Genomic DNA, 24541 nt, shown 5'->3' on the forward strand with positions numbered 1-24541 from the left:
AAAAATCAAGAGTTCGCTACAAATTTGGCAAAACTCGCTAACTTGCTAACAAGTTAGCTCAGACACGCCAAGATTTGTTCGGCTCACTCTATTTGATTTTTAATCTAAAATCTGGAAAAATAACTCACTTATTTTTAAATTATCCAAAAGATAGCCCCGATGTCCGTATTAGTTCGAAGAGCCTGTGTTTATTGAGCTCGTAGAACTCATACGGCTATCAGGGGCTATAATAAGGTTGATAAATTAAAATTTTTCTATTGAATATACATAAGCTGTAAAATCATCAAATTCTTTTTCAGAAATACTTTTATAACCATAATCGTCTAATTTAGGGAAGAAAAGAGGCTCTTTAGCTTCCTGAACTTCAACATGAGATTTAATTTTAGAAAAATAGATTTCATCTATAATAAAATTATCTAAAAAATACTCATATATAGATGAACCTCCACACACAAATACAGTTTTATTTTCTTGAGTTAAGTCTTCAATTAATTTATTAATATCCATACTTCTATGTAATACAATAACTTCTCTATTTTTTTTCATAAGTTCTACAGGAACATATTTAGCAGTAGTTGCTCCAAATAATATAGTGTGTCCTATTGTCTTTTCTTTAAAATACATAAGTTCTTCTTTGATATGCCAAAGCATTCCGTTCCCATTTTCATCTGGTTTTCTATCTCCAATAAGATTATTTTCTCCAACACAAACTATCATTTTTAAATTTTTATAATATTTTTTCTCCATTAAATTGCTACCTCATAATTTACTTTTTCTCCATATTGATAATTTAAAATTTCAATATCGTCAGGTTTAAAGTTATAAATAGATGTAAAATTATTTATTTTTAAAGTAGGTGCTTCAAAAGTTTCTGAATTAACTTGTTTTACTAATTTATCATAATGTCTATCATAAATATGAACATTATGAATATTCCAAATAATTTCAGCTGGTTCAAGCCCACATTCTAATGCTACTAGTTTATGTAACACAGAATATTGAAACACATTTGCAACAAGTCCTAGTGCAACATCACAACTTCTTTGTCTTACTTCTAAGTATAATTTGCCGTTAATAACAGACCATTGTGTCAAATGGACACAAGGAGTTAAAGCCATTTCATGTAATTCATTAGGTATCCAAATTTCAGTCATAATTCTTCTACTATTTGGATTATTTTTTAATTCATTTATTACATAGTCAAGTTGAGATTTTTGTCCAAAAGTTTCTTTTGCTATTTGATACCCATAGGCTTTCCCAATAGTTCCATCTTCTTTTCTCCATTCGTCCCAAAATTTACAACCTAAATTATTTAAAACATCTACATTGTTAGATTGAAGCAACCATATCCAATAAATTTCTCTGATTGGTGCTTTACTCGGAGCAAATCTTGATGTTATTAAATGAGCTTCATCTGTTGAGTTATTCAATCTAAATTGATACCCAATATAACTTTTATAATGAGCTGGAGTTCCGTCAGCATATTTTGTTCTAACATTTCCTTCTGACCAGATTCCTTTTTCAACAATAGTATTAACTATATCTCTATAAATAATATCAAATTGTGATTTCATTTTTTTGAGGTTCTTTATATAAACTGTTTAAAATAAAAATGTAACAGTTTTCTATAATTTCCCCTACCTCCTTTCTCTATTTTTCATAAATATTTCATTTATATTATACCATATTAACGAAATAATAAAAAAATCTTTTGAAAAGTTCAATACTTATGTTAAAATAAAAATAATTAGACAAATAAAAATGAAAAGGGATGATAAAAATGTGCACTTGTAATTGTAGTGATAAAAAAAGAGTTAGAACAAGAGTAGCTCCATCTCCAACAGGAGATCCACATGTAGGAACAGCATACATAGCTTTATTTAATATAGCTTTTGCTCATGTAAATAATGGAGACTTTATATTAAGAATAGAAGATACGGATAGAACTAGATATACAGCCGGATCAGAACAAATGATATTTGATTCTTTAAAATGGCTTGATTTAAATTATGCTGAAGGTCCAGATGTTGGTGGAGATTATGGACCATACAGACAATCTGAAAGATTTGACCTTTATGGAAAATATGCAAAAGAATTAGTTGAAAAAGGTGGAGCATATTATTGTTTCTGTGACCAAGAAAGACTTGAAAATCTAAGAGAAAGACAAAAAGCTATGGGACTACCTCCTGGATATGATGGACATTGTCGTTCTTTAACTAAAGAAGAAATAGAAGAAAAAATTGCTGCAGGTGTTCCATATGTAATAAGATTAAAAATGCCTTATGAAGGAGAAACTGTAATCCATGATAGACTAAGAGGAGATATAGTTTTTGAAAATAGTAAGATAGATGACCAAGTTTTATTAAAAGCAGATGGTTTCCCTACTTATCACTTAGCAAATATAGTTGATGACCATTTAATGGGAATCACTCATGTTATAAGAGCAGAAGAATGGATAGCTTCAACTCCAAAACATATCCAACTTTACAAAGCCTTTGGTTGGGACGCTCCAGAATTTATACATATGCCTCTTTTAAGAAACGATGATAGAAGTAAAATTTCAAAAAGAAAAAATCCAGTTTCATTAACTTGGTATAAAGAAGAAGGATATTTAAAAGAAGGTTTAATAAATTTCTTAGGACTAATGGGATATTCTTATGGTGATGGACAAGAAATATTTAGCTTAGAAGAATTTAAAAATAATTTTAATATCGATAAAGTTTCTTTAGGTGGACCAGTATTTGACCTTGTAAAATTAGGTTGGGTAAATAATCAACATATGAAAATGAAAGATTTAACTGAACTTACAAAATTAACTATTCCTTTCTTTGTACAAGAAGGATATTTAAAAGATGAAAATATTAGTGATAAAGAATTTGAATCTTTGAAGAAAATAGTTGAAATAGAAAGAGAAGGAGCAAAAACTCTAAAAGAATTAGCAAAAAATTCTAAATTTTTCTTTGTTGATGAGTTTTCTCTTCCTGAATTAAGAGAAGATATGGATAAGAAAGAAAGAAAAAGTGTTGAAAGATTACTAAACTCGTTAAAAGATGAGGTTGGGTTAAAATCAATAAAACTATTTGTAGAAAAACTTGAAAAATGGAATAGTAATGAATTTACTTCTGAAGAAGCAAAAGATTTATTACACTCTCTACTTGATGATTTACAAGATGGACCAGGAAAAGTATTTATGCCTATTAGAGCAGTATTAACTGGTGAATCTAAAGGGGCAGATTTATATAATGTTCTTTATGTTATCGGAAAAGAAAGAGCTTTAAAAAGAATTAAAGATACTATTACAAAATATAATATAGGAATATAATTGAAATAAGTCTCTTGACAGCCGTATGAGTTTACGAGTTCTATAAATATAGACTCTTCGAACTAATACGGACATCAGAGACTATTTTTCATTATTTAATTTTATACTTTCCTTTTAAATTAAGCAAAAGTCTTGCTTTTCTAGAACAAGACACATTGAAAATTGCTCATGAAGCGGAAACAAAGAAATCTTGGTGGAGGAAATAGACAAACGATATGGATGAAGTATTTGAATGGTTAAAAGCACATTATCAGTATGTATTGATAGCAGCCGGGTTACTATTTTTAATCGGTGCTATAAGAGATTGGAAATGGGTGTATCAGGCTACAGGCGGAAATAAGGCAAGGCACGCATTTATTTTTGAAGTGTGGGGTGAGAAAGGTTACAGAGTTTTCATAGGTATATGTGGACTGTTGCTTATGATTTGTGGTGTTGTGTTTTTAATGTTGGATAAACGATAAAAGTGGAGGTAATGTAACATGAAATGGAATTCAGAAAATCGCAAAGAATTTTTTGCGTATATAGAAAAGCTTACAGATGAAGATAAATATACGGAATGTATGACAGCATTGGAAAGCATCCCTATGGAAGAACGGGATTACGAAGTATGGTATCAGCTTGCTCGTACCTATCAAAACTTCGCTATTGTCGGTAATGATGATAAAGGAACACCTAGTTTTATTGGCGATAAATTTTTATTAAAATCTATAGATATTTTGAATTCAGTTAGAGAAGAGGGGAAAGATAAAGCTGAATGGAATATGCGTATGGCATATGGCTATCAATACTTGACTCATGAGGAAGAAAAAGCGATTCCTTATGCATTGCGTTGGGCAGAGTTAGATCCTGAGGATAAGGATGCATTGGAAGTAGTAAAAGAGTGTAAAGAAGAAGTGGAAAAAAGAGAGTACAGAGTAAATGTGGCTACTGAGAAAGTAATAGATCAAGAAACTGCTGAAATTGATGAAGACTGGTGCGTTTATCTATGCAATGCATTTGCTTGTGACTTACCAGCTGTGATTCGAACCAATTTAGCTCTTACAGATTTTCAATTCACTGCAAACTACCCTAAAAGACTAGAATTACAAATATTATATAAGAATGCTGATGACAACGGGTTTCCCACAAAAGAAGAAGGGAAATATTTATATGATATAGAAGACGCTGTAGAAGAGATTGTTGAACAACATGGAGATATTTTAGCAGGCGTTGTGAAATGCGATGAACGGGTACATATTTTTGCCTATGCTAAGGATGAGTCGGGGTACTACGATGAAATTTCTGAGATTATGGCAGAAAACTTCCCTGATTACGTATATACATTTGCAGTATTTGAAGATAAGGACTGGGAACTGTATTTTGATGCACTGTATCCTGACAGATATGAATACCAAAGTATTATGAATAGATGGCTCATTGAGGATATTAAAAGTAATGGTGATAGTATGGTGCCAAGAGTACTCGAACATTGCCTGTTCTTTACAACAGAAGAAAATGGGGAAGCATTTTTAACCAAAGTAATGGAAGACGGTTTTACAAAACTTTCATCAGAAAATCTGAGCAACAATGAGGATATAGATAAGGAATATCCATATGAACTTGTCATAGGCAGAGAAGATGATTTTGAAGATATTGACGAAACTGTCTGGTATCTTATGGATTTGGCAAAAGAATTTGACGGGGAATATGATGGCTGGGCATGCCCTATTGTAAAGTAGCGTGAAATGGCACTTTAGACAAAAGGAGCGAGATGAAAACCTCCTTTAAAAATATAGATTTCAACAGGCTCTTTGTTAAATAAGGTTGATGAAACAATTTTAATAGAAAATAACGATATTTTTGTCTCATTTTATTTTATAACTCAGATAAGTATAAATAAAGTCTCTTGACAGCCATATGAGTTCTGCGAGCTCAATGAACATAGGCACTTCGAACTAATACGGACGTCAGAGACTAATTTTTATTATTTAAATTTGTACTTTCATATAGAATAAATAATCACCTAAAAATATGATATAATTAGGCGAAACGAAAAGGAGGTAGGCGAATGAGATTTTTTAGTTATGAAAATCTAGCAAGAAGCAAGTGGGATAGTGAAATTATAAATCTTCTTTCACAAATTCATGAGCACAAAGGAAAACAAGAACTTTTTTTGACACGCAAACCTGCTGCTTTAGATAAATTAGTAGAGATTGCTAAAATTCAAAGTGTAGAGGATTCTAATAAAATAGAGGGAATTGTTACTACAGCAGTCAGAATAAAAGAGTTAATGAATCAAAAAACAACTCCTAGAAATAGGGATGAAGAAGAAATTCTTGGGTATAGAGATGTACTAAATACGATTCATGAAAGTTATGAATATATTCCAATCAACAGTAACTATATTTTACAGCTTCATAGAGACCTATTTAAGTATAGTGAAAAAGGAATTGGTGGTAGATATAAAAATACTCAGAATTCTATTGTGGAAAAAGATAAAGAGGGTAATGCTATCGAAATTTTTAAGCCATTATCCCCATATGAAACACCAGGTGCAATTGAGCAGATTTGTAATGAATTGAATATAGCTTTTGACAAAAAAGACGTGGATTCGTTGCTTTTAATTCCAATTTTTATCCATGATTTTCTTTGTATTCATCCTTTCAATGACGGGAATGGAAGGATGAGTCGTTTATTAACAACTCTCTTGCTATACAGACAAGGATATGTAATTGGGAAATATATCAGTTTAGAAAGTAAAATAGAAAAAAATAAAGACAGTTATTATATAGCTTTAGAAAAAAGTGGGATAGGTTGGCATGAAAACAAAGAAGATCCTTTACCGTTTATAAAATATATTCTTAGAACGATATTAGCCGCTTATATTGATTTTGAAGAAAGAGTTGATTATGTAGACGAAAAAGTATCTACAATTGAACTTGTTAGAAATGCAATTGATAGGAAATTAGGTAAATTTACAAAAAGTGATATGATGGAATTAGTTCCAAGTGTAGGGAAGGCTACAATCGAAAATATGCTTAAGCAATTGACTGAGGAAGCGTACATTGAAAGACATGGTAAAGGAAGAGCGACCTTTTATGTAAAAAAATAGCTAAATAACTAGATTTTAAGGTGAAATTATGAGGAACAGTATAAATTTTATACACGATAGAAGTAGCAACATCCTTTTCAGCCTTCATGATAGTAGAGTTAAAGAAATCACATATCACAATGAAACTTTGACGTTAAAAGTTAATAAAATATATGAATTTGTGGAAGGTGAAAGAAAATCATACCCTGGTGAAATATGTTTTGAAAAATGTGATATCGACTTGTGCGATGTATTGATATTTAACAAAACCTTGGGTGAAGGACGTTTCAATGGAAAGTCTATTGGTTTACAACAATTTATGGATGAATATACAGAATCCGAATTTGAAATCATTATTGAAGGCTATTATGGCAACACAACTACATATACAGGATGGCTTCGGGAAGACGGAAAAAGACCAGTGACAGCAATTATGTATCTTTGGAATAGCGGAGATATGGTGTATAACGTAAAAAATAAACGATTTAAAAAAACAATTTAATAAAGGAGAAAAGCTCATGAACAAATTTGAGAAGAGAAAATTGTTACAAGAATATCAAGTCAAACAAATGGAAGAATTTGAAGAGAACTTACCGATGGAAAAGAAATTATTTTATGAATTATTTGATTATCTAAATGATAAATCAGAAACGGTAGAGTGTAATCACGATTTTTCTTTAACAAATGAGTTTTTGAAAGATAAAAATGTGGATATTGAAAAGGTTATAGAATTTTTGCGAGAAAATGGTGCTGGTTGTGATTGTGAAGTGATTTTTAATGTTGAGGAAAAGTTTGAAGAATAAAATGTTTGTATTAGAAATAGACAGGTAAATTTGAAGTTGTAAGGAGAAATAGTGATCGATGCAATCAATACATAATATTTTATGTGAAAAACTAAATCCGAGAAGTGGAGTTATCAAAATCAGTATTTCTAATGATGAAGATAGAATTTATTTCGATATAAGTTGGAAGAGAGATTTCCATTTTATAGTTACTGGTTGGGTGCATTACGGCTGGTATTATGTACAAAGAGATAAACAATTTATATCGCCATCTTATGTTTATAAAAAAATAGATGATAGAGCGTTATCTGTTATGCAGCACATTATAGATGAAATTGAAAATGGAAAATATAACAACAAAAAAACTGAAAAAGAAAAAATTAAACAGGTTATTGAAAAAAGAAATCTAACCTCCTTTATGAATAACACAAAATGGAAAGAACTGATAGATTCCATCATGGAGAACATGAGAGACATCCCGATACAATATAAAACATTTTTTGATGAAGAAACGCCTAGCGTGTATTGGACGATTGATACTGATGAACATTTTTTTCATATGAATATGAGCATTGTTGAATGGTTTAAAATTAGAAGTAAAATTGAGAAAGTTCTTGGTCAAGGACGTTTAATTGAGCCAAAGACATGTGTTACTGATAAAAAATCAGAAATAGAGTCGATGCTTAATAGATTTAGTATTCCTTATGAATATGATGATGTTGAAAAATGTTTTACTATTTTTGGATATAGATGATAAACTATCTACTATTGAAGTAGCATCTGCTAAGACCGGCTCGATAATATCAGAATTTAATAGAATGATAAAAGAATGTGAAAGAGCAAGTATATACATTGTTCTAACTAAAAGTCTTAGTCGCTTTGGACGTGATGCTAGAGAAAGTTTAGAAGCTGTTAGCAGAATAAGAGTAGTAAGGACAAGAATTATCTTTGAGAAAGATAAGATAGATGTAGAGACTGTTAAAGATGAATTCCTGATTAGCATAATTGAAGCATGTGAACAAGCAGAAAATGACTGGAGAAACGAAAATATACGCTTGAGTTTAAAATACAGATCCGAGGATGAAATATCTGGACTATATAATAGAGGCTGTTTCAGCTACAAAAAAGATAAGAATGGGATAATTTCAAGCAGAACAAATTAAACAGTTCAACTAGAAATGGAACTGCGTAGTAAAGTAGAAGTGGGGGAAAATCGAAAATCTTGAGGAAAGAATAAAAAGTATAGTTCAAAAACGAGTGGAAAGGGGAACCTAAATGGATTGTAGAGGGAGTAAAACAAGACAAAGAATTGTTAGAGATTATGAAGTTCAGCCTGAAGCACATATTAAGCTGTTAGCAAATCAACAAAAATATAGTGATGCAAGAGCAATTATTGAAGATGAATATTATGTATTTAGTGCTAAGCGAAAAACTGATGGCAAGAAGGAAGTTATTCAGTGTGGTATGGGTGCGGCAAGAGATTTTTTAGAACTAATTAATCACAAAGGGTTACCTCTTTTTAATCCTCTTGTAGCTGATCCTCATGTAAATAATAGACAAGAATATGACAATAGAGGGAGTGGGAATTTACAATCTGAAAAGTGGAATGAAACTGCAAAGCAGCTTTATCATGCGATAATGTGGTTGATTATTTTATGGGATGCTAAACCGGATACACCTTTATTTGATTTTAAAGACGAAGTAATTAAGTATAAAACATATGAGCCTTTTGAAAACAAGATAAAAAGAGTAAATACCACTATAAAGAATGGTAGTAAAGGGAAAACTCTGACTGAGATGATTAATGGCTACAGAGCGGATAATGATATTAGAGATGGAATGTGCAACTTTGATATTCTGAAAAATAAAATCCATGATATGAAAGACCAACAAGGAAATACAATAGAATCTTACTTTTAGTTAATGCTGAAGGGTCAGGATAAAAAGTGGAAATAGTGTTTGTTAAATTTTAACTAATGAGGAGTACAGATTTTGATAAATGAAATAAAGGCATATTGGGACAAGCAGAAAAAAGAATATGAGGATAGATATAAAGAGACATTTTTAAAGGACTATGAAAGATCAACAGAATACCTTAAAAAAATGGAAAGCTACTTGTTATCCAAACAAAAAGAATATCCTTCAGATATTGATATAGTATGTACGCTTGCTTCTTTAAAATTAGAGCTTAGACGCGGTGAGTATATAAAATATTTAAATTCTTTTTTTAATGAATTTGAAATTTATTTAGATAACGCTCAAAAAGCAAGAGTTTACACCAATATTGCATTTAACTATGATTATACTGAAGAAACATTAGAATATTTACTAAAAGCAAAGGATTTAGATTCTCCTTTTGTTGAAACATATACAGGATTGGGGCTTTATTACTTTAGTATGTACCAGTCTAATGAAAATAAAGAATGGCTTATATTGAGTCAAAAATATTTTAAAAAAGCTAAAAATATTGATGATAGTTATGAATATTCCTTCAATCATGCAGTCTCTTTATATGAACTCAAAGAATATGAGAAAGCTAAAGAAATATTTTTAGAATTATTAAAAAAATATCCTGATAGAATGAGCCTATTGCTTAGCATTGCATACTGCGAAGTATATCTTGGTAATAAAGATAAAGCAATATCTTGGTTAGAAAAAGTAAAGTCAGGAGAAGATGAAAATCACAATTTGAAAACAGATGATATTTCTGCGGAGCAAATTTTTGATGCCTATTATGTACTTGAAGAATTCGACAAATTCTTACATTACTATAGCGATGAAGTTATTTGTCAATACTATCTAGCTGACTGGGAACACTATTATTATGCTTTATGGTTAAAGGATGAAAAAGCAAAATTTTTTGTCCTTGAAGAAAAAAATAGACTCTATTTAATGGATGCTATTAAAGAAGCTATAGTTGATGATGACTATGTGAGCGAGGAAGAGAAGAAGAAATATATTGAGGAATTGGAAAAAGATAAAAGAGAATACGAAGAAATGATTTCTCGTGTAAAATCTCTAACTTTCAAACCAAAAGTGAGGCTTAAGCTGTATCCAGAGTTTTCTTGCTTCATGGTAGACTGTGTGAGACATAAATTTAAATAAAATGTTGTAAAAATTTGAAGTTGGTGCTGCAACAATTATGATAAATGAATAAGTTATAATAAGGGCAAAAGGGCTAATAGTACTTCACAATTAGTTATGATAGATATACGATTTAGTCATGAGGCTAGTTCAGGAAACATATGAGGCTTTGGGTATCTGAAACATTCTGTAGAAATGATGACGTATTTAATAACGATATAATAATTAAGAGAGGAAATAAAATGAGAGTACCAACTTATATTAAAGAAGAAAATTACAATATAATAAATTTAGATGATACATTTACAAGTATTAGTATTTGCAACAACTTAGAAAGTGGAGATACCAACGAACTGTATGAAATTTATTTTTATGGTTCACTTTTTGAAGAACATATGATTTGTGGTATGTATGATGAAAAAAATGAGATTAGCAATCCTTGCATGATAGTAGCAAAATGCATACATACAGGAAAAGAAATTTTACTCTATGATGAAGCTAAATATGGATACAATCCTATGTTTTGTGATGAGATAAATTTAGAAGATATAAAAAATCGTCCACTTTCTAAATTAGAAATTCCAAACTCTAAAATTGAAGTAGATTTTGCCTATAGCATTGATTTTGATGAAGAGAAAGAAGATTTTGAATTTGATGAAGGTGACTTTACAGAAACTATTAACGGAGAAAAAATTTCTTTTGAAGAAGTGAAGAGGAATGGATTTGATTATATAAAAATTACTGCTATAGACGAACTAGATACCAAAAGAGTTATCTGTGAGTTAGAACTTGCATAATTTTATTAATTACGAGAGGTAAAATATGAAACCTCCTATTTTAACAGAGAAATATTTTGAATATATCAATCAAGAAAATGAAAATATAGAGGAGACAAATGAAATGGGTGAAACACAAACGAAATTAAAATACGCAAAGATTACCATAGAAAATATTAAAAGTTTAGATGAAAATTCTTATTTTGATGTTGTTGAGCCAATGTGGGAAACGATTAATATTTATGATGGATATGATGAGTATATTCAATCAGCGCAGACTTTCACTTTAGAGCAAAGATATTTATTAGCCATTACTTGGTATTTTGCAGAAGTAAGTAATGGAGGTCATTACCAGTTTTTACATAATCCTACAGGGATAGTTTGGGAAGACGCAATAAAAGGTTTCAAACATTTTGGGATGAACGAATATGCAGATAATTTTCAAAAAGTTGTAGACTATTGTGGTGGGACAATATCTTTTGGTAGAGAAAAAAGATACCATATGCTAGAAATATTGGAAGAAAAATACGGAGAGGAATTTTTTAATATTTTAGGTGAAGCCGATGATTTCATTTACGATTATGAAGGTGAAGAAAACGAACTAAACTACATCAAATCTCACCCTGAAAAGTTTGTATTTGAAGGAGAATACGAGAGCTTTTACAATCGGCGTTAAAAAAGAAAAAGGTTATTTGTCAAATAGTGTTGATGAAAAAATTTAGACTATGACCTAGCATAATTAAGAGAATTTTTGAGAATAAAAATTTGAAAATTCTCTTTTTTTATGAGACTGTAACAAAAAGTCTGTAAATATTTAAAACTATAGTCTTCTATGGTAGAATATAAAATATCGTAGGAGGCTATTTTTATGAAAGAAAAAAAAGAAATCTACAAAGTAAAACCATTAACAGAAGGGAAAAAGAATATTATTGCTACTTTAATTGAAGAGTATGATATTAAAACTGCTGAAGATATTCAAGAAGCTCTTAAAGATCTTCTTGGAGGAACTATCAAATCTATGATGAAAGCTGAGATGGATGAGCATATTGGATATGAAAAGTATCAACATTCTGATGCTACTAATTATCGTAATGGTGTGAAAAAGAAAAATGTACGTTCTACTTTTGGTGAGTTTCAAGTTGAAGTTCCTCAAGATAGAAATTCTACTTTTGAACCTCAAATTGTTAAAAAGAGACAGAAAAATATTTCTGAGATAGATCAAAAAATCATAAATATGTATGCGCATGGTTTAACTACTAGACAAATATCTGAACAAATTGAAGATATATATGGTTTTGAATGTTCTGAGAGCTTCATTTCTAATGTAACTGATAAAATACTACAAGATATTCAAGATTGGCAAAATAGACCTTTAGAAAAGGTTTATCCGGTAATTTTTATTGATGCTACTCATTTTTCTGTCAGAGAAGATAATAGAATTAAAAAAATAGCTGCTTATGTGGTACTAGGCATTACAAAAGATGGAATGAAAGAAGTACTTAGTTTAGAAATTGGAGAAAATGAAAATAGTAAATATTGGTTAGGTGTTTTAAATGCATTAAAAAATAGAGGTATAAATGATATTATGGTAATTTGCGCTGATGGATTAATAGGGATAAAAGAAGCGATTGCTACTGCTTTTTCTCAAACAGAATATCAACGTTGTATAGTCCATCAAGTAAGAAATACTTTAAAATATGTGTCATACAAAGATAAGAAAGAATTTGCTTCTGATTTAAAAAGTATATACCTAGCAGTAACAGAAGCACAAGCATTAGAGAATTTAGATAAAGTTAGTGAAAAATGGGAAGAAAAATACCCAAATTCCATGTCAAGCTGGTATCAAAATTGGGATGTTTTAACACCAATATTTAAGTTTTCATTGGAAGTAAGGAAAGTAATATATACCACAAATGCAATAGAGAGTTTGAATAGTACTTACAAGAAATTAAATAGTCAAAGAACAGTATATCCAAGTGATAAAGCGCTATTAAAGGCACTTTACTTATCAACACTTGAAGCTACAAAAAAATGGAGTCAACCATTAAGAAATTGGGGAAAAGTATATGGAGAATTTAGTATAATGTATGAAGGTAGATTTGGAGCATAAAAAGAAAAAGGTACTCAAAATTGAATACCTTAATCTTGACATATTAAAAATATTATATTAATATGTTAAAACTTAATTAAGTAATTCTAATCATAGAAGAATAAAATTTACAGAAAAAAGTTCACAGTCTCAAAATTTCATTGTCTCAATTTTTTTATTAAAAAATGGTATTAATAGAATTTTCTTCCATCAACACCATTTAGTATACAACCATTATACTAAGTCATAGTCTAAACTTTTTTGTCAACAACCCTTTGGTAAATAACCCTTAAAACTCCTTCCAAATTATAGCACCATTTCTACCTGATTTTTCTTTATCTCTTCTATATGAATGAAAATTCTCTGAGAAAGTACATCTACTATTCAAATAAATATTTTCTTTAGGTATTCCATACGAAAGAAACAGATGATAGTTGAAAAGTTGATTATCGAAATAAATTTTATTATCTTTTTTTAAAAAAGCTTTTTCTACTATACCACCATCAAACTTTTGTTTAAATTTCTCTAAAAATTCTTCACCAACATCATATTTTTCACAAGAAATTCCTATTCCAAAAAGAATATGAATTTTAGAAAAATCTTTTTTATTTTTGATTTTTTTTATGGCCTCTAAAGTAATTTCTTGAAATGTTCCTTTCCAACCTGAATGAACAACTCCAAAAACATCAGTTTCTTCATCAAAAATAAATACGGGTAAACAATCTGCATATTTTGTTAAAAAAGCTATATCAGTATTAGAAGTTAAGAAACCATCTGTATTCTCAAAATATAAATTATTTGTATCCTTAACTAATTCAACATTTGCACTATGAGTTTGATGAGATGAAATTATAGTCTTATTAATATTGAAATCTTTTTTTATCTCATCTAAACTTTTATCTAAAATATTCCCATATTTTCTATTTGTAAAATAAATTTTTATTCCAAATTTATTAAAATTTTCTAGTTCAATATAATTTTCATGTTCAATTATATTATTATCAACATTATTCATTATTCTAATTCTCCTCTAAATTTTAATGCTTTTTTTAAATTTTTAGACAATTTCTCAAACATTTCAAAATTTAGTGATTGTGGCCCATCAGATAAAGCACATTCAGGGTTTTCATGAACTTCTACCATAGCACCATTTGCCCCGGCTACAATTCCTGCAAGAGTTACAGGCTCAACTAAGCTTCTCTTCCCTGTTCCATGACTTGCATCTATAATAATAGGTAAATGTGATAATTCCCTAACTAAAGCAAGTCCATTTATATCAACTGTATTTCTTGTCATAGTTTCAAAAGTTCTTATCCCTCTTTCACAAAGAATAACTTGTCTATTTCCATGAGCAATAATATATTCTGCTGATAATAGAAATTCGTTTATAGTTGCACTTAAACCTCTTTTTAAAAGAACTGGCTTATCAATTTTTCCTAATTTTTTTAACAAACTAAAATTTTGCATATTTCTTGCACCAATTTGGACAATATCAGTATATTGTAAAACTAAATCTATGTCCTCACTATCCATAACTTCAGTAACAACTAACATATCATTTTCATCTGCAACTTCTCTCAAATATTTAAGTCCAATTTCTCCAAGCCCTTGAAAATCATAAGGGGAAGTTCTCGGCTTATATGCTCCACCTCTAAGTGCAATAGCTCCACCTTTTTTTACTTCTTTTGCTATATTCGAAAGCATTTCTTTATTTTCAACGGAACAAGGTCCTGCCATCAGCATAAAGTTATTTCCACCTATAAGATGATTTTTAACATTAATCACCGTATCATCTTCTTTAAATTCTCTACTTGCAAATTTAAAAGTTGACTTTATTTTAATAAGTTCTATATTATCTTCAAATTTCTCTAATTTTTTAAAATCAAAAGCCTTAGGTACATAAAGTAAAGCAATTCTTATATCGTCTACTGTAAAAAATTTTATATCGTTTTCTAATAATAGTTTTTCTAAATCTGAATATAGTTTCTTATTTTTTAATTTTATATACATTAAGTCCTCTCATTCTAATCTAAATATAGGCGTTACATAAGTTACTCCTGGATTTATATCCAACCTGTAACTCAATTTATCCTTATTTTTTGATAAAAATAATCTAATATTTGTTGCTAAAACAGGATTATGTTCCAATTTATTAGCTCCATAACCATGAATAATTAAAATTTCTCTTTTATCTTTTCTTTTAATAGCATCGTTATACTTTTTTTTAAATAAAGCTAATGCTACTTTATAATCAAGATTATGCAAATCAATTTCATTATACATTTTTTCCCCTTATGTTTATAAAGATAATACAAAATTAATAAAAAATATTTTCATATTAATTGGAAATCTTAACATTTTTTTATATTCTAATTTTTGTTTTAAATTCATATTTCTTTTAACCAAATTAATAAGATAATTTATTACTAAAGCAGTATCCTCTTTACTAACATTTAAAAATATATCCTCTGCAAATTTTATCTTCTCATATTCTTTTAAAGCATATGATTCTTGAATAAAATTTCTCATGCACTTATATAAATCAATTTTAATTTCAATGCTTTTATTTGTCTGATATTCTTTTAAAATACCACCTATACTTTTATAAGATTTCTCAGTAGATAAATCAATATTTTTCTTTTTATATTCTTTAATATCTGAAGATAAACCTAAGAAAAAATTATAAATATATTTATCTACATCAAGTTCTTCAGCTGTATCTTTTTTTACTTTATAGATAATTGCTCTAGATTTTATTGTTGAGAGAACATTTAACTTACTTGATAAAAGAATAAAAAAGTTATCTTTTGATGGCTCTTCTATAACTTTTAACATAGCATTAGCACTCTCTTTTCTAATGTTTTGAATATTTTTTAAAATAAAAACCTTGGCTCCACCTTCATGGGAACTAGTATAAGTCTTTTTTATAAGCTCTCTAACACTATCAATATTAATAGTATCTAGAATCACTAAATCACTATATAATTCCTTATTCGTTTTTTCAAAAATTTCTTTTTTTCTCTCATCATCTGAGTTTTTTGAAAAAATATTTGCTGCAAAGTCTAAAGCAATTCTATAATTTTTTTCTAAATCTTCTCCATAAAATAGATAAGTTCCAGCCTCTCTATTAAAACTTAGTTCATTTTTTAGAAATTCATCTAACATTATCTTTCAGCCTTTTCAATTTTCCTTAAAACTCCAAGTTGATCTAGAGCAAGACCAGCTCCAACAACAACACTTTCTAAAGGATTTTCAGCTAAATGTACCTTTAAGTTTGTATGTTTAGCTATCATTTCTGGGAAGTTTCTTATCAATGATCCTCCACCAGTCATAACCATACCTTTATCAACAATATCTGATGCAAGTTCTGGAGGAGTTTTTTCAAGAACTGTTTTGACACATTGTAAAATTTCATTTAATGAGTCTTTTATAGCCTCTCTAACTTCTTCTGAACTTATTGTAACAGTTTTAGGTAGCCCCATTATCAAGTCTCTACCTTTAATTTCCATAGTTTCTTCTTCTTCTAATGGTAAAGCTGTTCCTATTTTAATTTTTATTTCTTCAGCTGTTCTATCTCCTATCAAAAGATTATATGTCTTTTTAACATATTTAATAATATCAGCATCAAAATTATTACCAGCAACTCTTATTGTTCTACTTACAACTGTTCCTCCTAAAGATATTACTGCAACATCTGTAGAACCTCCACCGATATCTATAATCATATTTCCTTCCGGAACAGATATATCCATACCAGATCCCAGAGCAGCCGCTCTTGCTTCTTCTATTAGGTATGCTCTTTTTGCTCCAGCTGAAATAGCTGCTTCAAGAACAGCCCTTTTTTCAACTCCAGTAACGTCAATAGGAACACAAATCATAATTTCTGGCATAAAAAAATTATAAGTTCCAAATATTTTTTTAATAAAATACTTTATCATTGCTTCAGTAATATCATAATCTGCAATAACTCCTTCACTTAAAGGTTTGACAGCAACAATAGTATCAGGTGTTTTACCAAGCATTTCTTTTGCTTCATTTCCAACAGCTAAAACTTTTTTAGTTTCTCTTTCAACAGCAACAACAGATGGTTCATTCAAAACAATTCTTTTATGCTTTTTACTGTACACAAGTGTATTAGCTGTTCCCAAGTCAATACCTATACTTCTATTAGCCTTAAAATTAAAAATTCCCATTTCTTTCTCCCTTTATAACTAAATTTATTATTTTATTAATATCTTCTTCTTTTTTCAATAAATACATCGCTCCAATTATAGCTTCTAAAGCTGTTGCTTCTTTATACTCCATAACCGTACAGCTTTTAGGAAAAGTTTTTATATTACTGTTCTTTGCCCTCTTCCCAATCGTTTGAAATTTTTCATCTAAACTATCTATTATCTTATTATAAACTAAACTTTGAAATTTTGCATTTACTTTTGCTTTAACTTCCTTATTTAATTTAAAAATACTGTAACCGAAAGATAAATAATGTTCTCTCATTTTAATTTCCCATACAGCATCTCCAATATAGGCAAGTTCAAGACCACTGTATTCCCTAATATCTTTTTCTACATTGACCATGTAGTTTTGTCCTTTCCATCTTTGATTTTAATCCCCATATCAAGTAATCTATCTCTTATTTTATCAGATAAAGCCCAATTTTTTTCATCTCTAGCATTTTTTCTTAATTCTAAGATAAATTCTATAAGTTCAGCTGAAATGTTATTTACTTCAGCTTCTAATTTTAATTTAACTCCTAAAACTTCTTGAATTACAATATTTAAATAATCAAAAACTTCATTCAATATTTCTAAGCCTTTTTTTGAAACTTCTCCATCGTCTAGTGCTTTATTTACAGCTTTGATAAGTTCAAATACATAACCTAAAGCTTGAGCAGTATTAAAATCATCGTCCATAGCTTCGATAAATTTTTGTTCTATCTCATTCTTTGTGATTAATAATTCTTCACAATTATTTTCTCCTCTTGCTTCGCTATCTATGTCTTTAATTCTTTTTAAAGTATTTTCTATTCTTTCAAGTGAAGATTTAGCTTGATTTAGCTCATAATCAGAAAATTCCATAGGTTTTCTATAATGAGAACCTAAAATAAATAATCTAATAACTCTCCCTTCAAAACTTTTTAATATATCTCTAAGTAATACAAAAGAGCCAGACTTAGACATTTTTTCACCATTGATATTAATGTATCCATTATGCATCCAATATCTTGCAAATGTTCCTCCACAACCACATTTTGATTGAGCCATTTCATTTTCATGATGAGGGAATATTAAATCTAGACCTCCTCCATGAATATCAAAACTTTCTCCTAAATATTTTCTTGACATAGCTGAACATTCTATATGCCAACCCGGTCTTCCTTTTCCCCATGGCGAATCCCAACTAGGTTCATTAGGTTTTGAACTTTTCCAAAGAGCAAAGTCAAGAGCATCTTTTTTTATTTCATTAACATTAATTCTGGCTCCACTTTCAAGGTCTTCTATATTTTGTTTTGATAATTCTCCATAACCATCTTTATATTTTTTTACTTCAAAATAGACATCTCCATTTGACTCATAAGCATATCCTTTTTCTATTAGAGATTCTATTATATCTATCATTCCATCAATATTATCAGTGGCTTTAGGTCTTGTCATTCCTTCTTCTTTTAAATTTATATTGGCAGTGTCCTCAAAATAAGCCTTAATATATCTATCTGCAATTTCCTTTACAGTAACATTTTCAGCATTAGCTTTATTTATCATTTTATCATCGACATCTGTAAAATTTTGAACATAATTTACTTTATATCCTCTATATTCAAGATATCTTCTTACTGTATCAAAAAACACTGCTGGTCTTGTATTCCCTATATGTATATAATTATATACTGTTGGTCCACAAACATACATTGAAACCTCTTTTTCTTTTATAGGTTTGAACTCATCTAAGTGTCCTGTCAATGTGTTGTAAATTTTTATCATTTTTCTTTCTCCTCCGAATTTTTACTCTAAAAATTTTAAATCTTCTTTAACCGTTATTTTTATATTATCAAAATCTCCATGTAAAAACTTTATTTTCCCCGAATTTTTTTCAATTAAACTTGCATCATCAGTAGCTAACTCATTATTATCTTTTGCCTTTTTATGAGCATTTCTTAATTTTTCAAATCTAAACGTTTGAGGCGTATGCGTCAATATCAAAAAATTTCTATCCAAAGTTTCTTTTATAGTATTGTCATCGTTTATTATTTTGATTGTATCTTTACACTTCACTCCAACAACAATTCCATCATATTCTTTATTTTCAACTAATTCTTTTAGACTATCATCTATATATTTGTTTTTTAAAAAAGGTCTTGCTGCGTCTTGAATTATCACAAAATCTGTATCCTCAATTTTTTCTAAAGCATTAAAAACTGAATACTGTCGTTCACTACCACCTTCAACTATATATTTGACTTTAGATAAGAGATTTTTGTCTTTACAATATTTTACCATATAATTTAAGTTTTCTTCATTAGTTACGATAAAAATTTCATCAATATTTTTATTTTCAAAGGCAACTTTTAGAGAAGAATAAAATAATGGCTCCCCCTTATATTCTAAAAATTGTTTTGGAGTAGAGATATTCATTCTTTTTCCTTGACCTGCTGCCAATAAAATAAAAGTTACTTTTCCTTTTACTTCAGAGTTACTACCGTACATCCAAGTCCTCCCTCTCCATGTCCTCCAATTCTATATTCTTTAACATATTTTGATGTTTTTAAATATTTTAATATTCCTTCTCTTAAAGCTCCTGTTCCCTTTCCATGTATAACATAAACTTCAGTGTAGCCATTTAAAGTTGCTCTATCCAAATATGTTTCAAGCTCATATATACCTTCATCTACCATTTTACCTCTTAAATCAATTTCACTTCTAACTGCCGTCTTTTTATGTGTATTTACATTGTAAACTTTTTCTTTCTTTTCTTCTACAACTTTAATCTCATTAAAAGGAACTTCCAATTTTAAGATACCAGCTTGAACATTAGCAGTTTCTTTTGAATCATTAATTTTTAAAATATTTGCAAACTGATTTATACTACTTACAAAAACTCTATCTCCGGGTTTAAAATTAACTTTTGTTTTAATTTTTTTAACTGCTTCAACGGTTTTATTTTTTTCTTCTCTTAAGGCAGAAGAAAGCATATTTAAATTTTTCTGAATTTTTTTAGCATCTTCTTTATTCTTTTCTTCATGTTGAATTTTTTCAACTAAAGCAGAAGCTTTAGATCTCATTTCATTCATCATTTTTTCTGCCTCTTCATAAGCAGCTTTTATAATTTCATTTTTTTGTTTTTCAATAGTTAAAATTTCTTGCTTAGCTCTTTCTCTATCTCTTTCAGCTTCTTCTTGCAATCTTGCAAATTTTTCTCTCATTTCATCAAGCTCTTGAGATTTATTTTTGATATTTTCTATCATCTTTTCAACTTTTTTGTTATCTTCACTTATATAAGTTCTAGCTTTTGAAAGAATAACTTCAGGTAATCCCATTCTTTGAGCAATTGTTAATGCATTACTTTCTCCAGGAATTCCTATAAGTAATCTATATGTTGGAGATAGTGTATCTGTGTTAAATTCCATAGAAGCTGTCTCTATTCCTTCCTCATTATAACCATAAGCTTTTACTTGACTATAATGTGTTGTAATAAAGGACTTACATTTTTTTTCATTTAAAAAATCTATTACTGACATAGCAAATGCAGCACCTTCAATAGGATCTGTTCCTGACCCTAACTCATCAAGTAAAACTAAAGAATTTTTAGTTACATTTTCCAAAATCTCTTTAACATTTTTTAAATGTGCTGAAAATGACGATAAAGATTGCTCAATACTTTGTTCATCTCCAATATCAGCAAATACCCCTTCAAAAAAACCAATTTTTGAATTTTCAGATGCAGGGATTGGAATTCCTGACAATGCCATTAATGTAAGAAGACCAGCTGTTTTTAAAGCAACTGTTTTCCCCCCTGTATTTGGACCTGTTATAAGTAAAATATCATAATCTTTTCCTATTTCAAAAGTTAAAGGAACAACTTTATCTTTACTTATAAATGGATGTCTTGCTTTTTCCAAATATAAAATTTCTCTGTTACTAACATTAGGAATGTCACATTTATTATCTATTGAAAAAATAGACTTTGCATTTAATATATCAAGATACATAATTTTTTCACCAACAACTAAAATATCGTCCTTATGATTTCTCAATACTTCAGCTATTCTTAATAAAATTTTTCTGATCTCTTCTTTTTCTTTAGTTTCTAACTCTCTCATTTTATTATTAAGAGAAACAATAGAAAGAGGTTCTATAAAGACTGTTTGTCCACTGGCAGATCTATCATGTTCAATTCCTTTAATAAGACCTTTAAAGTCATATTTTACAGGTGTAACCATTCTACCATCTCTTTCAGTTATTATTCTCTCTTGAAAAGCATTAGCTAAACTTGGTTCATCAAAAAGTTCCTCAAATTTTCTTTTTATATTCATATTTAAAGTTTTTTTATGTAATCTTATATCTCTTAAGTCTAAAGAAGCATCATCTTTGATTTCTTTTTCAATATTTATAGCTTTATTTATAGTATCCTCAACAACTCTTAAATTTGGGATATTTCCGATAGCATCTCTCAATGATTTATATTTTCCTAATTCATCAATTCTATTTTTAAAAACTCTTAAAGTCTTTAAGTTAAAATTAATATCCCATAGTTCTTCGGGATCTAAATATGTTCCAATAAGTTTTATTTTTTCCATAAGATTTGAAATATTTTTTAAACCAACAGCTTCAAATCCACCATCAAAAACTAAAAGATCCATAAAATCTTTAACGATCTTTAACTCATTATTTAAAATAGATAAATCTTTATAAGGTTTTAAATTCTCTATAACTTCTCTATTTTCTTCAATTACTACATTATTTAATATATTTTCTTTTAATTTATCAAACTCCAAAATATTAAAAGTATGTTTGTTCATATTCTCTCCTAAAATTTTTAAAAATAATAATTATATTTTACAATAGAAATATAATAAAGTACAATTAATTTTTAAATTTACACTTTCCTAAAGAATAAAAAAGTCTCTGACGTCCGTATTAGTTCGAAGAGCCTGTGTTCATTGAGCTCGTAGAACTCATACGGCTGTCAAGAGACTAAATTTCATTATTTGATTTTATACTTAACTGTAGAATTAAAAAATATTATTTGTTAGTTTTTTCATTTATTATGTTATACTATACTCATATTTATAAAACAATATAAAGAAAATGATAGGAGTGATAAATATGGAAATTATTCATTATGAAGGACATGGATTTTATATTTACGGAGAAGATAAAGAAATTTTAGCAAGACTTGAATATAAAAGAAATGGAAACATTTTAATTTTTGATCATACAGTTGTTTCTGATAAACTTAAAGGGCAAGGAATAGCCGGAAAACTTTTAGAAGAAGCTGTAGCTTTTGCAAGAGGGAATAACTATAAAGTAAAACCTGTATGTAGTTATGTTGTGAAAAAATTTGAATCAGGTCAATACGATGATATAAAAGTGTAAGAAAGAGGAAATATGAATTTAGATAAAGTTAATGATTATATAAAAAAATTTGAAGATACTATAACAAGTCCTATTTTAGATTTTGATAAAAGTGAGTTTTATGTAGGAGTAGATTTGGGAACAGCTAATATCGTTATAACTATTGTAGACAAGAATGGAAACCCTGTAGCCGGTGCAACTCAAAGATCTAGAGTGGTAAAAGATGGAATAGTTGTAGATTTTATTGGAGCTATAAATATTGTTAGAAAATTAAAAAATGATCTTGAAGAAAAACTTGGTATAGAAATCACAGAAGGATATACAGCTATTCCCCCTGGTGTAGAACCAGGAAGTGTTAAAGCCATAGTTAATGTAGTTGAATCAGCTGGGATACAGGTTGTCAAAGTAGTGGACGAACCAACTGCTGCTTCATATGTTCTAGGAATAAAAGATGGAGTTGTTGTAGATTTAGGTGGAGGAACAACCGGAATAAGCATATTGGAAAATGGAGAAGTAGTTTTTGTTGCTGATGAAGCCACTGGTGGAACTCATATGACTCTTGTTTTATCTGGAAGTTACGGAATAGATTTTGAGGAAGCTGAAGATATAAAGTTAGATAAAAAAAGAGAAAGAGAAGTGTTTATTCAAATAACTCCTGTATTACAAAAAATGGCATCAATAGTAAAAAAATATATATCTGGATATAATGTTAAAGATGTATATTTAGTTGGTGGTGCTTGTAGTTTTGATGGAAGTGAAAAAATATTTGAAAAAGAATTAGGACTTAATATATATAAACCATATATGCCATTATATATAACTCCATTAGGAATAGCATTAACAGGTTTAAAAGAAAAAAATTAGGAGAAAAAATGAATAAAGAAATTAAAGGAGCATTATTAGTTTGCTTTGCTGCAACCATGTGGGGATTCGATGGAATAGCTTTAACTCCAAGATTATTCAACTTAAATGTACCCTTTGTTGTGTTTGTATTACATTTACTACCATTTATAGTAATGTCTTTTATTTTTGGAAAAGAAGAAATAAAAAATATTAAAAAATTAGATAGTAGTGATTTATTTTATTTCTTTTGTGTAGCATTATTCGGTGGAAGCTTAGGAACTCTATCCATAGTAAAGGCTTTATTTTTAGTGAATTTCAAACACTTAACAGTTGTAACATTATTACAAAAATTACAACCAATTTTTGCTATAATTTTGGCAAGAATTATATTAAAAGAAAAAATAAAAAGAGAATATCTTTTCTGGGGATTTTTGGCTCTTTTAGGAGGATACTTGCTTACTTTCGAATTTCATCTTCCAGAATTTTACTCAGGAGATAATTTGTTAGCTGCCTCTCTATATTCAATACTTGCTGCATTTTCTTTTGGAAGTGCTACGGTTTTTGGAAAAAGAATATTAAAATCAGCTTCTTTTAGGACAGCTTTATATTTAAGATATCTATTAACAAGTTGTATAATGCTTGTCATAACTAGTTTTACTTCTGGATTTGGAGATTTCTTTAATGCAAGTCCTACGAATTGGTTGATATTTGTAATAATAGCACTAACAACTGGAAGTGGTGCCATTTTACTTTACTATTTTGGGCTTAGATATATTACTGCAAAAGTTGCTACTATGTGTGAATTATGTTTCCCGATATCAAGTGTTATTTTTGATTATTTAATAAATGGAAATATTTTAAGTCCAGTCCAATTGTTTAGTGCTGGTTTAATGATAGTTTCAATTATAAGAATTAGTAGATTAAATTAGAAATATTAAACTTTACTTAATATAAATAAAGTCTCTTGACAGCCGTATGAGTTCTACGAGCTCAATAAACATAG

27 protein-coding genes are annotated in these 24541 nt (G+C 28.9%); 16 read left to right on the forward strand and 11 right to left on the reverse strand.

Features of this window, described 5'->3' with window-relative positions; genetic code table 11:
* Window positions 1-243: 243 nt before the first annotated feature.
* Window positions 244-747 (reverse strand): dihydrofolate reductase, encoded by a 504-nt coding sequence (locus BQ2505_RS03100; RefSeq protein WP_074016336.1) that lies wholly within the window; start codon window positions 745-747, stop codon window positions 244-246.
* Window positions 747-1574 (reverse strand): thymidylate synthase, encoded by an 828-nt coding sequence (gene thyA, locus BQ2505_RS03105; protein ID WP_074016337.1) that lies wholly within the window; start codon window positions 1572-1574, stop codon window positions 747-749. The genes BQ2505_RS03100 and thyA overlap by 1 nt, the downstream gene beginning before the upstream one ends.
* 206 nt (window positions 1575-1780) lie before the next feature.
* Between thyA and gltX the strand changes: the two genes are divergently transcribed.
* The 13 genes from gltX to BQ2505_RS03170 all read left to right on the forward strand — a co-directional run bounded on the left by gltX (window position 1781) and on the right by BQ2505_RS03170 (window position 13144).
* A complete protein-coding gene (gene gltX, locus BQ2505_RS03110; protein WP_074016338.1) occupies window positions 1781-3322 on the forward strand; it encodes a glutamate--tRNA ligase in 1542 nt (513 codons plus the stop codon).
* 215 nt (window positions 3323-3537) lie between these two features.
* Window positions 3538-3783: an immunity 17 family protein gene (locus BQ2505_RS03115; RefSeq protein WP_074016339.1), complete on the forward strand. Its 246-nt coding sequence runs from the start codon at window positions 3538-3540 to the stop codon at window positions 3781-3783.
* Between the two features lie 18 nt (window positions 3784-3801).
* A complete protein-coding gene (locus tag BQ2505_RS03120) occupies window positions 3802-5040 on the forward strand; it encodes a DUF695 domain-containing protein (protein ID WP_074016340.1) in 1239 nt (412 codons plus the stop codon).
* Window positions 5041-5369: 329 nt separating this feature from the next.
* Window positions 5370-6413 carry a Fic family protein gene (locus tag BQ2505_RS03125; RefSeq protein WP_074016341.1) on the forward strand — a complete coding sequence of 348 codons (1044 nt, stop codon included), beginning with the start codon at window positions 5370-5372 and terminating at the stop codon, window positions 6411-6413.
* Window positions 6414-6441: 28 nt separating this feature from the next.
* Window positions 6442-6894: a hypothetical protein gene (locus BQ2505_RS03130; RefSeq protein WP_202613307.1), complete on the forward strand. Its 453-nt coding sequence runs from the start codon at window positions 6442-6444 to the stop codon at window positions 6892-6894.
* A gap of 16 nt (window positions 6895-6910) precedes the next feature.
* Window positions 6911-7195, forward strand: coding sequence for a DUF2695 domain-containing protein (locus BQ2505_RS03135; protein WP_074016342.1), 285 nt, complete (start codon window positions 6911-6913; stop codon window positions 7193-7195).
* Window positions 7196-7253: 58 nt separating this feature from the next.
* Window positions 7254-7928: a DUF6678 family protein gene (locus BQ2505_RS03140; protein ID WP_074016343.1), complete on the forward strand. Its 675-nt coding sequence runs from the start codon at window positions 7254-7256 to the stop codon at window positions 7926-7928.
* The gene (locus tag BQ2505_RS03145) at window positions 7915-8337 is read left to right on the forward strand and encodes a recombinase family protein (protein ID WP_202613308.1); all 423 of its coding nucleotides are present in this window, start codon (window positions 7915-7917) and stop codon (window positions 8335-8337) included. Before BQ2505_RS03140 ends, BQ2505_RS03145 begins: the two co-directional genes overlap by 14 nt.
* A 112-nt stretch (window positions 8338-8449) precedes the next feature.
* Window positions 8450-9094 carry a hypothetical protein gene (locus BQ2505_RS03150; protein ID WP_143403544.1) on the forward strand — a complete coding sequence of 215 codons (645 nt, stop codon included), beginning with the start codon at window positions 8450-8452 and terminating at the stop codon, window positions 9092-9094.
* Between the two features lie 72 nt (window positions 9095-9166).
* Window positions 9167-10279, forward strand: a complete 1113-nt coding sequence (locus BQ2505_RS03155) for a tetratricopeptide repeat protein (RefSeq protein ID WP_074016344.1) — start codon at window positions 9167-9169, stop codon at window positions 10277-10279.
* 221 nt (window positions 10280-10500) lie between these two features.
* On the forward strand, window positions 10501-11055 hold the full coding sequence (locus BQ2505_RS03160) for a hypothetical protein (protein WP_074016345.1): 555 nt from the start codon (window positions 10501-10503) through the stop codon (window positions 11053-11055).
* 25 nt (window positions 11056-11080) lie between these two features.
* Window positions 11081-11710, forward strand: a complete 630-nt coding sequence (locus BQ2505_RS03165; RefSeq protein ID WP_202613309.1) for a DMP19 family protein — start codon at window positions 11081-11083, stop codon at window positions 11708-11710.
* Between the two features lie 210 nt (window positions 11711-11920).
* Window positions 11921-13144 carry an IS256 family transposase gene (locus tag BQ2505_RS03170; protein WP_187367082.1) on the forward strand — a complete coding sequence of 408 codons (1224 nt, stop codon included), beginning with the start codon at window positions 11921-11923 and terminating at the stop codon, window positions 13142-13144.
* A 268-nt stretch (window positions 13145-13412) separates the two neighbouring features.
* Here BQ2505_RS03170 and BQ2505_RS03175 read toward each other — a convergent pair whose 3' ends face one another.
* The 9 genes from BQ2505_RS03175 to BQ2505_RS03215 are packed head-to-tail and all read right to left on the reverse strand — an operon-like array spanning window position 13413 to window position 22139.
* Entirely contained in the window at window positions 13413-14138 is a 726-nt protein-coding gene (locus BQ2505_RS03175) for a purine nucleoside phosphorylase YfiH/LACC1 family protein (RefSeq protein WP_074016347.1), read from the reverse strand.
* A complete protein-coding gene (gene aroF, locus BQ2505_RS03180; RefSeq protein ID WP_074016348.1) occupies window positions 14138-15133 on the reverse strand; it encodes a 3-deoxy-7-phosphoheptulonate synthase in 996 nt (331 codons plus the stop codon). Before aroF ends, BQ2505_RS03175 begins: the two co-directional genes overlap by 1 nt.
* A 9-nt stretch (window positions 15134-15142) precedes the next feature.
* The gene (locus tag BQ2505_RS03185) at window positions 15143-15406 is read right to left on the reverse strand and encodes a Smr/MutS family protein (protein WP_074016349.1); all 264 of its coding nucleotides are present in this window, start codon (window positions 15404-15406) and stop codon (window positions 15143-15145) included.
* A 15-nt stretch (window positions 15407-15421) separates the two neighbouring features.
* Window positions 15422-16288, reverse strand: coding sequence for an ATPase (locus BQ2505_RS03190; protein ID WP_074016350.1), 867 nt, complete (start codon window positions 16286-16288; stop codon window positions 15422-15424).
* Window positions 16288-17316: a rod shape-determining protein gene (mreB, locus tag BQ2505_RS03195; protein WP_074016351.1), complete on the reverse strand. Its 1029-nt coding sequence runs from the start codon at window positions 17314-17316 to the stop codon at window positions 16288-16290. The genes BQ2505_RS03190 and mreB overlap by 1 nt, the downstream gene beginning before the upstream one ends.
* Window positions 17303-17701: a Mini-ribonuclease 3 gene (locus BQ2505_RS03200; protein WP_074016352.1), complete on the reverse strand. Its 399-nt coding sequence runs from the start codon at window positions 17699-17701 to the stop codon at window positions 17303-17305. The genes mreB and BQ2505_RS03200 overlap by 14 nt, the downstream gene beginning before the upstream one ends.
* On the reverse strand, window positions 17689-19104 hold the full coding sequence (gene cysS, locus BQ2505_RS03205; RefSeq protein WP_074016353.1) for a cysteine--tRNA ligase: 1416 nt from the start codon (window positions 19102-19104) through the stop codon (window positions 17689-17691). The genes BQ2505_RS03200 and cysS overlap by 13 nt, the downstream gene beginning before the upstream one ends.
* Window positions 19105-19125: 21 nt before the next feature.
* On the reverse strand, window positions 19126-19827 hold the full coding sequence (gene ispD, locus BQ2505_RS03210) for a 2-C-methyl-D-erythritol 4-phosphate cytidylyltransferase (RefSeq protein WP_074016354.1): 702 nt from the start codon (window positions 19825-19827) through the stop codon (window positions 19126-19128).
* On the reverse strand, window positions 19803-22139 hold the full coding sequence (locus BQ2505_RS03215) for an endonuclease MutS2 (RefSeq protein WP_074016355.1): 2337 nt from the start codon (window positions 22137-22139) through the stop codon (window positions 19803-19805). The genes ispD and BQ2505_RS03215 overlap by 25 nt, the downstream gene beginning before the upstream one ends.
* Before the next feature lie 307 nt (window positions 22140-22446).
* On the opposite strand from BQ2505_RS03215, the gene BQ2505_RS03220 reads away from it, so the two are divergent.
* The 3 genes from BQ2505_RS03220 to BQ2505_RS03230 are packed head-to-tail and all read left to right on the forward strand — an operon-like array spanning window position 22447 to window position 24467.
* Window positions 22447-22716: a GNAT family N-acetyltransferase gene (locus BQ2505_RS03220; RefSeq protein ID WP_074016356.1), complete on the forward strand. Its 270-nt coding sequence runs from the start codon at window positions 22447-22449 to the stop codon at window positions 22714-22716.
* Between the two features lie 12 nt (window positions 22717-22728).
* The gene (gene eutJ / locus BQ2505_RS03225; protein WP_074016357.1) at window positions 22729-23559 is read left to right on the forward strand and encodes an ethanolamine utilization protein EutJ; all 831 of its coding nucleotides are present in this window, start codon (window positions 22729-22731) and stop codon (window positions 23557-23559) included.
* A gap of 8 nt (window positions 23560-23567) precedes the next feature.
* Window positions 23568-24467 (forward strand): DMT family transporter, encoded by a 900-nt coding sequence (locus BQ2505_RS03230; protein WP_074016358.1) that lies wholly within the window; start codon window positions 23568-23570, stop codon window positions 24465-24467.
* Window positions 24468-24541 lie beyond the last annotated feature (74 nt).

This window comes from Fusobacterium massiliense, from assembly GCF_900095705.1.
GTDB classification, from domain to species: Bacteria; Fusobacteriota; Fusobacteriia; order Fusobacteriales; family Fusobacteriaceae; genus Fusobacterium; species Fusobacterium massiliense.